This is a genomic window from Rhodococcus sp. PSi06 (assembly GCF_054960675.1).
Map to the genome: position 1 here is coordinate 90,107 of NZ_JBHNYO010000021.1, position 12,922 is coordinate 103,028.

13 protein-coding genes and 1 pseudogene are annotated in these 12,922 nt (G+C 64.0%); 6 read left to right on the top strand and 8 right to left on the bottom strand.

The genetic code is table 11. The annotated features are described in order from the left end of the window. Window positions 1-22: 22 nt before the first annotated feature. The 3 genes from ACFI9K_RS23365 to ACFI9K_RS23375 are packed head-to-tail and all read right to left on the bottom strand — an operon-like array spanning window position 23 to window position 3,757. Window positions 23-1,228 (bottom strand): sulfite reductase subunit alpha, encoded by a 1,206-nt coding sequence (locus ACFI9K_RS23365; RefSeq protein ID WP_462665723.1) that lies wholly within the window; start codon window positions 1,226-1,228, stop codon window positions 23-25. A gap of 37 nt (window positions 1,229-1,265) precedes the next feature. Beyond that, complete coding sequence (locus ACFI9K_RS23370; protein WP_462665724.1) at window positions 1,266-2,726, bottom strand: DUF2079 domain-containing protein; 1,461 nt, start codon at window positions 2,724-2,726, stop codon at window positions 1,266-1,268. Window positions 2,727-2,776: 50 nt separating this feature from the next. Beyond that, on the bottom strand, window positions 2,777-3,757 hold the full coding sequence (locus ACFI9K_RS23375; RefSeq protein ID WP_462665725.1) for a GTP pyrophosphokinase: 981 nt from the start codon (window positions 3,755-3,757) through the stop codon (window positions 2,777-2,779). 91 nt (window positions 3,758-3,848) lie between these two features. On the opposite strand from ACFI9K_RS23375, the gene ACFI9K_RS23380 reads away from it, so the two are divergent. Continuing rightward, complete coding sequence (locus ACFI9K_RS23380) at window positions 3,849-4,823, top strand: sigma-70 family RNA polymerase sigma factor (protein WP_462665726.1); 975 nt, start codon at window positions 3,849-3,851, stop codon at window positions 4,821-4,823. A gap of 26 nt (window positions 4,824-4,849) precedes the next feature. Here ACFI9K_RS23380 and ACFI9K_RS23385 read toward each other — a convergent pair whose 3' ends face one another. Together ACFI9K_RS23385 and ACFI9K_RS23390 are read right to left on the bottom strand one after the other, a co-directional pair. Beyond that, window positions 4,850-5,257 carry a VOC family protein gene (locus tag ACFI9K_RS23385; protein ID WP_462665727.1) on the bottom strand — a complete coding sequence of 136 codons (408 nt, stop codon included), beginning with the start codon at window positions 5,255-5,257 and terminating at the stop codon, window positions 4,850-4,852. A 175-nt stretch (window positions 5,258-5,432) separates the two neighbouring features. Beyond that, window positions 5,433-5,702 (bottom strand): hypothetical protein, encoded by a 270-nt coding sequence (locus ACFI9K_RS23390; RefSeq protein ID WP_462665728.1) that lies wholly within the window; start codon window positions 5,700-5,702, stop codon window positions 5,433-5,435. Between the two features lie 217 nt (window positions 5,703-5,919). On the opposite strand from ACFI9K_RS23390, the gene ACFI9K_RS23395 reads away from it, so the two are divergent. Beyond that, window positions 5,920-7,155 (top strand): NAD(P)/FAD-dependent oxidoreductase, encoded by a 1,236-nt coding sequence (locus ACFI9K_RS23395; protein ID WP_462665729.1) that lies wholly within the window; start codon window positions 5,920-5,922, stop codon window positions 7,153-7,155. A gap of 61 nt (window positions 7,156-7,216) precedes the next feature. Further along, window positions 7,217-8,326 carry a hypothetical protein gene (locus tag ACFI9K_RS23400; protein WP_462665730.1) on the top strand — a complete coding sequence of 370 codons (1,110 nt, stop codon included), beginning with the start codon at window positions 7,217-7,219 and terminating at the stop codon, window positions 8,324-8,326. 31 nt (window positions 8,327-8,357) lie between these two features. Here the strand turns inward: ACFI9K_RS23400 and ACFI9K_RS23405 are convergent, their stop codons facing one another. Beyond that, window positions 8,358-9,641 carry a type III PLP-dependent enzyme domain-containing protein gene (locus tag ACFI9K_RS23405; protein WP_462665731.1) on the bottom strand — a complete coding sequence of 428 codons (1,284 nt, stop codon included), beginning with the start codon at window positions 9,639-9,641 and terminating at the stop codon, window positions 8,358-8,360. Here ACFI9K_RS23405 and ACFI9K_RS23410 point away from each other — a divergent pair. Further along, a complete protein-coding gene (locus tag ACFI9K_RS23410) occupies window positions 9,585-10,595 on the top strand; it encodes an alpha/beta hydrolase (protein ID WP_462665732.1) in 1,011 nt (336 codons plus the stop codon). The genes ACFI9K_RS23405 and ACFI9K_RS23410 overlap by 57 nt on opposite strands. A gap of 16 nt (window positions 10,596-10,611) precedes the next feature. Here ACFI9K_RS23410 and ACFI9K_RS23415 read toward each other — a convergent pair whose 3' ends face one another. Next, window positions 10,612-11,187: a GNAT family N-acetyltransferase gene (locus tag ACFI9K_RS23415; protein ID WP_462665733.1), complete on the bottom strand. Its 576-nt coding sequence runs from the start codon at window positions 11,185-11,187 to the stop codon at window positions 10,612-10,614. A gap of 105 nt (window positions 11,188-11,292) precedes the next feature. Here ACFI9K_RS23415 and ACFI9K_RS23420 point away from each other — a divergent pair, with 105 nt between their 5' ends. Beyond that, window positions 11,293-11,631 carry a hypothetical protein gene (locus tag ACFI9K_RS23420; RefSeq protein ID WP_462665734.1) on the top strand — a complete coding sequence of 113 codons (339 nt, stop codon included), beginning with the start codon at window positions 11,293-11,295 and terminating at the stop codon, window positions 11,629-11,631. Here ACFI9K_RS23420 and ACFI9K_RS23425 read toward each other — a convergent pair. Further along, window positions 11,611-11,942, bottom strand: a pseudogene (locus tag ACFI9K_RS23425) (solute carrier family 23 protein); the annotation flags it as partial. The gene ACFI9K_RS23420 and the pseudogene ACFI9K_RS23425 sit on opposite strands and share 21 nt — an antisense overlap. 129 nt (window positions 11,943-12,071) lie before the next feature. On the opposite strand from ACFI9K_RS23425, the gene ACFI9K_RS23430 reads away from it, so the two are divergent. Then, a complete protein-coding gene (locus ACFI9K_RS23430; protein WP_462665735.1) occupies window positions 12,072-12,473 on the top strand; it encodes a RidA family protein in 402 nt (133 codons plus the stop codon). Window positions 12,474-12,922 lie beyond the last annotated feature (449 nt).

Consider the following 12,922-nt stretch of genomic DNA (forward strand, 5'->3'; position numbering starts at 1 on the left):
GGGGTCCGACAGAACGCAGGTGTCAGTACACGTCCCGCAGGTAGCGCTTGGATTGCTTGAGTTCGTTGACGTAATCCTCGGCGGCGTCGGGGGAGCGGCCACCGTGCTCGGCGACGATCTCGTGAAGAGCTTCGTCGACACCCTTCGACATTCGTGCCGCGTCGCCGCAGACGTAAAAGTGCGCGCCTGCTTCGAGCCACCCGTACAGCTGCTTGCCCGCCTCGAGCATGCGGTGTTGCACGTAGATCTTCTCGTGCTGGTCTCGGGAGAACGCCACATCGAGTCGACTCAGCAGACCGTCGCGTTCGAACTCGACGAGTTCGTCCTCGTAGAGGAAATCGCTCGACCGATGCTGATCCCCGAAGAACAACCAGTTGTCTCCGGTGGCACTTCGCGCGCGCCGCTCGTGCAGGAAAGCTCGGAACGGTGCGACCCCGGTTCCCGGCCCGACCATGATGATCGGGGTGTCGTCGGCCGGCAGACGGAACGACTTGTTGGCCGACAGGAACACCCCTGCCTCGTGGCCGTCGCCGATTCGATCGGCGAGATACGTCGAACAGACCCCACCGCGGTCGCGCTCGGCCGACCGATATCGGACGGTGGACACAGTCAGATGCACGGTGCCTTCGTGGGCGATCGGCGACGACGAGATCGAGTAGACGCGATGTTGCAGTGGACGCAGCAAGCCGAGGAATTCGGCGGGATCGAATGCATTCGATCGGTCCATATCGAGAACGTCGACGACATCGCGACCCCACGTCCAAGCGTCGAACGAGGCGCGGTCGCCGTTCTGCAACACGTGGTCGAGTTCGGCGTCTCCGGCGCGTTCGGCCACGGCTTCGATCAGGTCCATGGACGGGATACCTATTTCGTACTCGGTCGTCAGGGCCTGAGCGAGCGTGATCTCACCGGACTTGGTGTGGACGGCGGTATCGGCAGGAACTCCGAGCCGGTCGACGACCGCCGAAACCAGTGCCGCGTCGTTGACTGGCTTGACGGCGAAACCGTCCCCGGCCTGGTAGGTGATACCACTGTCGCCCAGAGCGATCGAGAAGTGCCGAACTTCCTTGGCCGATGCGGGACCGGACAGGCGTCGGTTGCTCACGATCTGTGCGCGATAGGGATTCTTCCGATTCCACGGTGATCGCTTGGGTGCGGTTTTTGTGGCGCCGAGATCGCCGGTTGCAGCATCGATGTTCTGTACCTGCCCTTGAATTGCCGTCGCCACTGTCCGTGACGGGTGGAGGGTCGAACCTATCGAAACCTTAGTGGGGAGTGCTCGAGCTGCGGTGCAGCACCTCGATACCGTCGACGGAGTAGGCGACGTCGTACCCGCTGGACAATGCCCGGTCGATCGCCACGCGGTCCCCGGCCTCGTCGGCCGGCCAGCCTGCCGGTCGCGCCCGGTTTACGACGATCCAGTCGGGGACCGTCGAATCGGTGGCACGTTGCGGAAAGACCGAGACCTCGTGATCGGCGACGAGCTGCGCCACGAGATTGTTCGACGCGGCTATCCGATCATCGGCGGGAATCCACGCGGAGATGTCCCGGGCGGTGGCGGCCTGCGGGTCGATCGTCCATTCCTGCGCGTGCACCATGCGTGCCATCGGGAGGAACGGCAACGCCACGACCGCGAAGACGGCCACGAATGCGACGACGTAGTGACGACCGCGTGCGGTGAGCTGACCGTGTCGGTGACTGCGTACGAATGCGTCGAGCAGAGCTACGAAGACGATCACCATCAGAATGGCGTTGTAGTGATAGATCGGCTTCCAGAAGTTGGTGTTGTCGCTGAGAAAGCGCCACGCGACCGTCGGGACGGCGATCAGCAGGAGCGGTGAGCGCAGGGCGAAGAATCCGGAGACGGCGAGCAGCAGAAATGCTGTGGCGGCCCGGGAATCGCCAGCAACCAGGCCGTGCGCGGTGTCGGCGATGCCTTCACCCAGCGGAGGCAGCTTGGAGCCTTGGTCGTATGAATTGTCGGAGCTGAGCATCGGGATGATCACCTTCACCGCGAGGATCACCCAGGTCAGGCCCCACACGGCTGTCGACACCGCCAGGATGCGGGTCCGTCCGCTCGTCCAGATCGCCACCAGCGCGCCGATCACGATGACCGTCAGCCCCATGTCCTCTTTGACGAAGACCAGTGGCAGAGCCCAGGCCAGGGCAGGCAGCCAACGCTGACGAACCAGCGCGACCATCGACATTGCCAGCAGCGGCATCGCGAACGCCACTTCGTGGAAGTCGAAGTTCAGCGCGGCTTGAACGCCCCAGGACAGTCCGAACGCCGCCGCCAGAACGACGCCGGTGACCGTCCCGAACTTCTGTATCGCCAGTCTGCTGATGGGGATCACGGCCGACGCGAACAACACGGCTTGGGCAACCAGCAATGTCTCGGCGTGTGGAAACACCCGATAAATAGGTCCCAGCAGCGCGGTGATGGGCGAGAAATGATCCCCGAGTGTGTTGTAGCCGGTGCCCAACAGGTCCGATGTCGGCGCGCGGAACTGTGAGTAGGACATGACCTGTTGAACGAAGATCCCCAGATCGAATCCCGACGTGCGGAGCTGCCGATGGGCGAGGACGGACATGACCGCATACAGCGATGCCAGCACGACGAACGCCGTCGCCGGCACGATCGTCTCGGCAGTACGAAGCCGCGTACGCCAATCGAGGCCTGCGGTGTCGATGTCGGTGACGACCGTGGATTTCTCGGTAGTGGTCACGAGAGAGGATGTCTACAGCACGGACGTGAGATGTTCCTGAGAACCGCAGGTCAGCGCTTGCGCTTCTTGGCCGGTTTGCGACGCGGCGGTTGCGAGGTGAGGTGGTAGTAGAGAGCGTCCTCGGAATCCTCGACCACCACGTCGATGTAGTCGCCCACTTCGAGGTAATCGTCGACGGCGATCCTGTCGGTCGAGCCGATGACGGCCTTCACCGACCGAGCGGGCACCAGCCCTCGGCGACCATCCGGTCCGACCGCAAGTGCGTACCGGGGTCCGGTGCGGGTGACCCTGGCACGAATGAAATCCGGATCCTTCGGGATCGGATCGGCCGAGAGGACACCGCCGTCCTTCGACGCGGCGGTCAACGAGTCGAGCTGCGCCGCGAGATCGTCCGCCATCGCATCCACCTGGTCGAGCAGGTGGGCCATGTGCGCGGCGTAATCGGTGTGCTTCTTGGTGGGCTTGAGTGCCTCGCCGGGCTTGTACATGTCCTCGTGAGTCAGCTCGCCCCACGCGTCCTGCAGACGTGTCTTGACCTGTACCTCCACTTTCACGTCGAGATCACCCTGGTGCGTGGCGACTCGAACGACCAGGACGGCGTGATAAGCGCGGTAGCCACTGGGTTTGGGAAAGGCGACGTAGTCGGTGGGCGGTTGCGCGAACCGCACCGAACATTCCGGGTCGTTGCACGCACGCTCGAGCGCTGCGACGAATGTCGATTGATCGCGTGGCGTCTTGCACAACACTTTGACTCCGACGAGATCGGGAAGTGCTTCGGCAACGGCGTCCGCGTCGGTCGGCTCGGTGATCCGGCCCTCAGAGACGTAGCGGCGCAATTTGTCGGCGGATCTTCCCGGGTCCTTGATGCGCGCTGTCTGCGCATTGAGTCGATCTCGATCGACATCTTCGAGGATCTCGTCGGCGATGGTCTCGAGAAAGTTCTGCGCGGTGACGAGAGCGGCTTCCCACGCCCGACGGCGATGCAGGTACAGCTCCTCGACCAAGTCGTCGATGCTCGTTGCCGATGTCACGATGCCGAGGTTAACCCAGATTTGTGGTCAAACCTTTTCCTGGCGCGCATTCGAGCTGTGGCGCGTCTGCCTGCGGTCTACGCTGTTCCGCATGACCGTGGCCCCCGTGCAGCAGGACGACTTCCTGGCGCAGTTCGACCCGTTCCGACGAGAGCTGCTCGCGCACTGCTACCGCATGACCGGATCGATCCACGACGCCGAGGATCTGTTGCAGGAGACGTACATCCGCGCGTGGCGCGGCTACGGCAAATACGAGGGCCGCTCGTCCCTGCGCACGTGGCTGTATCGGATAGCGACCAACACTTGTCTCACTGCTCTCGACGGTCGGTCGAAGCGTCCGCTTCCGACCGGATTGGGGGCACCGAGCTCGGGCCCCACCGACGAACTCGTGCAGAACAACGAGGTGCCGTGGCTCGAACCCATCGCCGATTCCAGCCTGGCCGACTCGAGTGATCCCGCCTCCATCGTGGTGGCGCGCGAATCCGTGCGCCTGGCCTTGATCGCGTCCCTGCAACATCTGTCTCCCCGGCAGCGGGCAGTTCTGGTGATGCGGGAGGTATTGCAGTGGAAGGCGTCCGAGGTCGCAGAGGTTCTCGCCACGACGACAACCGCGGTCAACAGCTTGTTGCAGCGTGCCCGGGAGCGTCTCGACGACATTGCGCCGGACCTCGACGACGTCGAGCCCATCGAATCCGCACAGCTGCAGAAACTGCTGACGGACTACGTGGAGTGCTTCGAGACCTACGACATCGACCGCTTGGTCACACTGTTCACCTCTGATGCGGTGTGGGAGATGCCGCCGTTCGTCGGTTGGTACCAGGGTGCCGAGACGATCGGTTCACTGATCCGAAACAACTGCCCGGCCAACGGCGCAGGCGATATGCGAATGGTGCCCACGTCGGCCAACGGTCAACCCGCATACGGTCTTTACATGCTGGGCGAGGACGGTGTCCATCGGGCTTTCCAGCTGCATGTCCTCGACGTCGACGCCAGAGGGGTCGGGCACGTGGCCTGCTTCTTCGATCTGAGTCTGTTCGATCGATTCGGCTTGCCCGACCGCCTCTGAGCTCTGCAGTCCAGCTTTGCTTCGGTTCAGCTCTGCGGAACTGCCGACGGGTCCATCCACATCACTTCCCAGACGTGGTTGTCGAGATCTCGAAATGCCCGGCCGTACATGAATCCATGGTCCTGGGGCTCCATCCAGGACGACCCGCCCGCAGCGATCGCGGCGTCGGTGAGCGAATCGACTTCGGCGCGGCTGTCGGCCGAGATGCACATCAGGACTTCGCGAGCCGAGTCCGTGTCGCAGATCGAGTCCGAGATGAAGTCCTCGAAGCGCGACGTGGCGAGGAACATCACCGTCGCGTGATCGCTGACGATCATCGAAGCCGTGTTCTCGTCGCTGAAGACGTCGTTGAACGAGAAGCCGAGCCCCGCGAAGAAGGAACGGGTGGCGACGACATCTCGAACGGGCATGTTGGCGAACAGCATGCGGGACATGGGGCACCTTCTCTGTGGGGGACAGCTGCATGAAGACCGTCGAACAACGGTCCTGCACCTACTGACAGCTGCCGCGACAGAAACTCACCGGTCGTTCGCCCCCAGACATGACGCGACCCCGCCGAGCACATGCTCGACGGGGTCGCGGACTGCGAAACGAAGGGGGTGTGAAGCGTTACCGGGCGGCCTGTGCGAGGCGCGACAGCATCCGCGAGAACACGTGGCCGTCATTGCCGAGGTCGTCGTATGAGCCCGCTACATCGTTGGACGCGGTGGCGTCGACAGTGGATGCAGCGAGGGTGCGTGCCAATCGGGTGCGTCGCTCGATGGCATCGAGAATTGTTGCGTCGAGCGTCGAAACTTCGTCGAAGAGCCGCTCGACATCGGCTGTAGCAAGATCTGCGGTGTCGGTGCCGATTGCCAGTGAATCGATCTGAACAGTCACATCGTCTCCTTTTGTTCGCGTCCTGAGGTGTGAGTCGTTCGGCCGGACGGAACCGTTACAGCCCGACTCGAGTTAAAACGATGTTTCGTCGCCTTGTCCAAGATGCCCACTGGGCCGGCCTGGGCCAACCTCTGAGAGGTGTGATGCTCGATACAGTCCGGTCGGTTCCCTCGACCCGGGCATGTGCGTCGGGGTGGACCCGTGTGGGGTTGCCACCGTGTCGTTCGGGGTAGCCCCGGAGTCGAACACGTCGACCTTCGAGGAGCGAACGATGCACTACGACTACCTGATCATCGGCGGGGGAATGGTTGCCGACAGCGCGGCCCGCGGAATCCGCGAGCGCGACACCACGGGCTCCATCGGCATCCTCGGGGCGGACTCCGATGAGCCGTACTCCCGGCCAGCGCTGTCGAAGAAGCTCTGGACGGACTCGGACTTCGGCCGCGATCAGGTCCCACTCGACACGGCCTCCGACACCGGCGCGCAGGTACACACGGGAACTCGAGTAGCTGCTGTCGACCGGACGAACTCGACCGTGACGACGGAATCGGGAGAGCGCCACGAGTACGGAACACTGTTGCTGGCAACTGGAGCGGAACCGACCCGACTCGAGCTCGCCCCCAGTCCGCGAGTGGTGTACTTCCGGACCTTCGCCGATTACCGGGCACTGCGCGAACTGACGAAGACAGCCGACCACATCGCAGTGGTCGGAGGCGGGTACATCGGTACCGAGATCGCGTCGGCGTTGTCCCTGCAAGGTGTGAAGGTCACTCTGGTGACTTCCGATGCGGTAGTGGGCGGACACATGTTTCCGCCGAGCCTGGCTGCCGTCTTCGACAAGGGTTTCGCCGATCACGGAGTGACCGTGCGCCGAGGAACCAAAGTGACCTCCGGTGCAGAGGCCGCGGCTCGCGTTCAGCTACAGCTCGACGACGGTTCGGCAGTGGAGGCAGACGGCGTCGTGTTCGGGCTCGGCGTGCGGCCCAGCACAGAGTTGGCCGACGCCGCCGGACTGGCAGTGGACGACGGCATCGTCGTCGACGAATTTCTGAGGACCGAGGACGAGCACGTATACGCGGCTGGAGACGTGGCGAGCTACCCCGATGCAATTCTCGGTCGCCGACGCGTCGAACACGTGGACAACGCCACGGAGATGGGCAAGGCCGCCGGACGCAACATGGCCGGTGCCAACGAGCCGTACTCGTACACGCCGTACTTCTACTCGGATGTCTATGACGACGGCTACCAGGCCGTCGGCACGGTGTCCACGTCGATGGATACCGTCGAGGACTGGAAAACGGTCGGCAAGGAAGGCGTCGTGTACTACCTCGACGACGAGGCCGTTGTTCGCGGTGTGTTGATGTGGAACGTATGGGAAGGCCTCGATGTGGCACGCAACCTCCTCGCGGAGAAGAAGCCGCAAAGCGAGCAATCGCTCCGCGGGCTGATCTGAACTTCTGGAACACTCGACTGCGAGCGGACCAGCGATGGTTGGGCGTGACCTAGGAGAAGCGATGTCCGAGTTCGATGGCAGTGAGTCGGCCGCGCAGCGCGCACGATTCGACGACGAAGTGCACAGACGGTGCGCCGACTGCCGGTTGCTCGGACACTCCGAGCCGCTGTCGGACGCGGCCGCTATCGCTGTCGCCGCCGGTCGGGTGGACGAGCCTACGAGAGCAGTGCTGATCAACCGATGGCATGCCGGACGTGCGCTGCCATCGATCGGTGGGTTCGGCGCGTTGCGAAACCTCGTCGACGAGCGCGATCGATGGCTTGCCAAGGACACCACCAACAAGCCCGGATCGGCGCTCGTGTACCGAGTGCGAGTTGCCGAGCTGACCAAGCGCATAAACCATCTGCGAACCGCTGTGGTGATGTCGAATCGGCACTACGCAACCGGGGTACGCGCGGCGCGGAAGGAGCGTCGCGAAGGTCTGCATCTCGATCTCGACCAGCGAGATGCGGTCTTCGACGCGTTGATGGCAACGCCTGCGCCCCGCAAATTCGGTCCAGTTGCCGAGCGCGGCCTGTCTTTGGTGGACGCGGCTACGGATCGTGTGAGTACGCTTGCGCGCCGAACTCCTGTGGGTGACCGGGTCGAGTGGGCAACCGGCGTGGTCGATCAATTCGTCGATCGCAAAGACGACCGCTTCGTCGATCGATACGACACGCTGCTGTTTCTGGCGGGCACCTCGTTCGACAGAGTGCGCCGTTCGCCGGCCTGGCAGTCCACGTACTTCGAGATTCAGCGCAATCAATTGGACCTGTTCGTCGAGCTCTCCGAGATCGCGGTCGACGCCACGTCCCTGCGTACGGTAGCGACCGAGCTGAATCGGATCGGTGAGACGATGGTCGACGAGGAGACAGCCGCTCAGGTCGAATCGCGCCGTGGCGCACTGGAAGTGGTGTGGTCGCAATTGACCGGTCGGGTCGCCGCGCTCGTTCGCCTGGCAAATCTGGTCGAGTCGTCCGAGGGCGAGGCACGAACGTCCGATGCGATGACCCGTGCCCACAGCCTCGACGATCGAATCGACGATCTGGTTGGCCGATCGGGTAGCCGGGAGATGTCGGCGGAGAACACTCATTTCGTGGGTGATCAGGTGCGAACACAGTGGCGCGACTGAGTTGCGGTACCGGCCGCGAAACTTCGGCTGCCTAGAAGAACGTGTGAACGAGATCGACCACCAGCGGATCGTCGCTGTCCGCGTCGTCGATCACGGGAACGAGACGCCATTTGTCGAATGCGGTGCACGGATGTGACAGACCGAGTCGAACCACCGATCCCACCGGCAACGCCCCTGCGTCCGCGGCCGGTAGACGCAGAAACGCGTGTTGATCGTTCAAGGCCGTCACCTCGGCTCCCGGGTCGAGCGGCTCGTTCCCTCGGATGTGCTGCGGCACGGGCATCCCCTCGTCGAAGGGGAAGTCCCTTTTACCTGCGTCGAGCAACGCGAGACCGGGCTCGGGGCGCGACACAGCGCGCGCCCATCCGTGCATCGCCGAAAGCAGTGGCGCATCGGTGCGGGCAGGCGTGAGCGGCGACATCTGTGAGTAGAAGCCGTCGTCGTGCACCACGTAGGCGCCCGAGCGAAGCACCACGTCGGTACGTACGCCGTCTCCCGTGGTGAGCGAATGCAGTCGCTCTACGACGAGATCTTGATACGCACTGCCGCCCACCGTCACCAGCGCATGCACGCCGTACAACCTCTCGGCGTCGAGCGCGCGATGAAGATCTGCGACCCGGTCGAGGTAAGTACGGACCGCCGCCAGGCCGTTCTCGGATCGGTCGTGACTCAGTGCTCCCTCGTAACCTCCGACGCCCGCCAAGGTAAGACGTGACGACGCCGCGATTGCGCGAGCAACCGACACTGCTTCGTCGATCGTGCGTGCGCCGGTTCGGCCGTGTGGGCCACCAAGTTCGACGATGACTGGAACGGTGCGCTGGCCCTGCGTTGCCAGAATGCGATCCATCTCGTGCACCGTTGCAACACTGTCTGCCCAACAGTAGAACTCGAATGTTGGATGCGAATCCAGTTCGGCTGCAATCCATGTCAGCGCGACAGGATCGATCTCGGCGTTGGCAAGGACGACACGTTCGACCCCGAATGCACGTGCAACTTGAACCTGCCAGCCGGTCGCGAGAGTGATCGCCCAGCTTCCGGCGTCGAGCTGCTGCTTCCACAGTTGCGGCGCCATCGACGTCTTGCCGTGGGGCGCGAGCAGCATTCCCGCGCGTGCCGTCCAGTCGGCCATGACCGAGATGTTCGACGCGATCCGAGCCCGATCGAGGGTGAGCACCGGGGTGGTGAATTCGGAGAGCCGGGGAGATGTGGCGAGAAAACTCTCGACGGTGTGGCCCCACGACCGTGGGGGAAGCGACTTGTGTTCGGGCCCGAGGGTTCGTCGACTGAGTTCTTCGACGGCATCCGTGTCGATCACGGCTTCTGGGACGGACTGACCGCCGCGGAGAAGGCCGAGCTGTGGAACGCCGACCGGTCGGTGGGCAACCGGGACGGCATCCCGGCCGCCGACCGTGACCACCTCAACCGCCGACACCTAGCGGAGATGCAGATCGCCGCGCGAACGGCGTCGGACACCCGGTATCGCGCGCTCACCAGACTGGAGAAGACGCTCGACGATCCGACCGGCTCGCATCCGCGGTTCCTCCTGCTGGTCGACGATCGCGGCCGCGGCGCGGTCGCGATCACCAATCCCGACACCGCCGACAATGTGGTCACCTACGTCCCGGGGACCGGCTCGAATCTGGGGACCATCGGCGGCGGCATCGACCGCGCCCAGGCGATGGTGAGCGCGGCCGAACGCGCCGATCCGCGTGCGGCGACCTCGGTGGTGGCCTGGTACGGCTACACCGCACCGCGAGGACTCGGCGCCGCCGCGGGCCCGGCATCGGCCGCCGGGGCGGTCGCAGGGCTCGACTCCTTCCAGGACGGGCTGCGCGCCACCCACGAGGGCGGTTCGTCCTCGCACAACACGGTGCTCGGCCACAGCTACGGCACCGTCGTCGTCGGTGAGGCGGCGTCGGAGGGACACACCCTCGACGCCGACGACCTGGTGTTCCTCGCGAGCCCCGGTGTCGGCGGGCCGAACTCCCCCGACGACCTGTCGCTGACCGGTGTCGCGCCGGCGGACATGGCGCAGCACGTGTACGCGAGCACCTCGACCACCGACCCGATCGGGCTCACCGAGGGGATCCACGGCATCAGCCCGAACAACCCCGCGTTCGGTGCGCAGCGATTCACCTCCGACCACAGCAGTCATCCACGCCTGAGTGACCACAGCGCCTACTGGGACGTCCACCCAGACGGCAGCCAGAACCGGGCGCTGACCAACATGGCGCTGATCATGACCGGACGCGGAGACGAGACCGAATGATCGACCGGGCGCGACCTCACGTGAGGTCGCGGCGCATGACGAGGCGCGGCATCTTCGACGCCACCGCGTCGGTCTCGCCGACCACCTCGAAACCGGCCCCGGCGAACATCTTCCGCGTGCCGACGAACGCCATCGTCGTGTCCATGCGACCGGCAGGATCGACCGGGTACGCCTCCACAGCAGGGGCGCCCGACCGCCGCGCGTAATCGACAGCGCCCTCGATCACCTGACCCGACACCCCCTGCTTCCGGTGGCCACCGCGCACCACCACGCAGACGATGCTCCACACGGGGACATCGTCGATGGGGCGGATGAGCTTGCTGTGGGTGAGCCGGGTGATCTCGGCTCGGGGCCCGATGTTGCACCACCCCACGGGGACCCCGTCGCGGTAGGCGACCACGCCGGGTGGATGGTCGCGCTCGGTGAGCCGCCGCATCGCCTGTTCGCGGCTGCCCTCGCCGAGTTCCTCGATCTCTTTCGGCCTGATCCGGTGCGACAGACACCAGCAGTGATTCGCCCGCCGATTCGGGTTGATCACGTCGGCGAAGTCCTCGAAACGATCGGGTGTGACCGGATGTGTCTCCCATGTCATGCATCCAGGATCGGTGATCTCCGAGCTCCAGTCGAGTGGTTCCGCCGATCCGACGTGAGTAGAGCTACTCTGCCGCTACCCGCTGTGCCGCGGTGGAATCAGAGCATGATCACCACCGAGACCACCCACCAGCCCCTGCCCGACGAGCGTCGACGCGCGATCGGGACCGTCGCCGCCCTCATCGCGACGCTGTGCGCGATCGTCGCGCCGGCCATCGTCCTGTCGCTGCTCGGGCAACCCGAGTTTGCGTCGGACTTCGAGATGGGCACACACGACGCGGATTACAGTTCGATGCCGATCGCTGCGGGGGCGGCCATCGTCGCCACGATCTCCGCCCTCATCGGTGCTGTCGGCGGGCGGGGCCGCGGCCAGATGGTCTGCGTTCTCCTCTGCATCCCGCCGGTGTTCGCGCTGCTGTCCGGACTACTGGGCGGCGCGCTCTGAGGTGGCAGGTTCGCCTGGCGCATCGTCGGCGACGACCGTTCCGCGCAGGCCGCCGATGATGCGCATGGCGTGGAAGATGACCAGTGCGGCGACGGCGCCGAGCGCGATACCGCCGAAGCTCAGATCACCGATGGTCCAGCTGAAGTCGGCGATGCCGACCACCAGCGGGATGGCCGCGGTGAACTGGTTGATGGCTTGGAGAAGTCGACGCGGTTGCTGACCCAGATGTTGACGCCGAGAATCCCGACGAGGCCGTAGAGCGCGGTGGTGACACCACCGAGCACGCCCGGCGGGATCGACGCGATCACGGCGTTGTTCCTCCATCTGAGAAATGTTGTCCATTAGCGTGCGGAGGTGTTCGCGGGTCTGGGGCTGGGCTGACAGCCGCTGAAACTCCAGGCCGGCACGACAACCGTAAAGAGTCCGATGAACGGAAAACAATGAGCGAGAAGATCGAAATTCGCACCACCGGTGCCCCGGCACCCGCCCACACCTTTTCCCAGGGGGTCAGGAAGGGGCCGTTCGTGCAGGTTTCCGGACAGGGGCCGGTGGATCCTGCAACCAGCGAATACCTGTACCCAGGCGATGTCGCTGCGCAGACCACTCGCACTCTCGAAAACGTCGAAGCGATCGTGGAAGCCGCCGGCGCGACATTCGACGACGTCGTCATGCTGCGCGTGTATCTGACCAAGCGTGAGGACTTCGCGACCATGAACGACGCTTATGGCGCTTTCGTGTCCGCGCACACCTCCGGGGACGTATTGCCGAGTCGAACCACGGTGTTCACCGGACTGCCACGGGCAGAGATGTTGGTCGAGATCGATGCCGTTGCGATCGTCTGACGAAGTTCGAGTCGAGTCGCCGACCGGATGTTCACGCAGAAATTACATCTGACCAGGCGATTTGCGTATGTGTTGGTCTTCGCGTAACTTTTGTCGAGTCAGAGCGACACGGACACCGACCCGGTCTTCACGGACTGGGACAACGAGGTTGTACGGAGTGCGCACTGACCATCCCGGGCAAGGCTTGAAAGTAATGAGCCATGTCTGGGGTTCGAGCGTGTAAGCCCCGGCGCTACCGTCCAACGGTATCAATGGTGTGTGCGTGTTCTTTGAGAACTCAACAGTGTGTCGATGAATGTCAGTGCCGAAATTTTTTGTTTTGGTGAAAGCATTCGATGTATCAGCCATCCGCTTGTGGTGGTTGTTGTCGGGTGTTGTTTTGAAATGCTAGTTGAGTTTTTCTGCTAGTGATTTGACTCTTTATGTTTATGACTGATTTGCAGTTTCGG

Excerpts from the sequence above, each read along its gene's own strand:
- ACFI9K_RS23380 (WP_462665726.1), top strand. The coding sequence starts at position 3,849 with ATGACCGTGGCCCCCGTGCAGCAGGACGACTTCCTGGCGCAGTTCGAC.
- ACFI9K_RS23385 (WP_462665727.1), bottom strand. The coding sequence starts at position 5,257 with ATGTCCCGCATGCTGTTCGCCAACATGCCCGTTCGAGATGTCGTCGCC.
- ACFI9K_RS23400 (WP_462665730.1), top strand. The coding sequence starts at position 7,217 with ATGTCCGAGTTCGATGGCAGTGAGTCGGCCGCGCAGCGCGCACGATTC.
- ACFI9K_RS23415 (WP_462665733.1), bottom strand. The coding sequence starts at position 11,187 with ATGACATGGGAGACACATCCGGTCACACCCGATCGTTTCGAGGACTTC.
- ACFI9K_RS23420 (WP_462665734.1), top strand. The coding sequence starts at position 11,293 with ATGATCACCACCGAGACCACCCACCAGCCCCTGCCCGACGAGCGTCGA.
- ACFI9K_RS23430 (WP_462665735.1), top strand. The coding sequence starts at position 12,072 with ATGAGCGAGAAGATCGAAATTCGCACCACCGGTGCCCCGGCACCCGCC.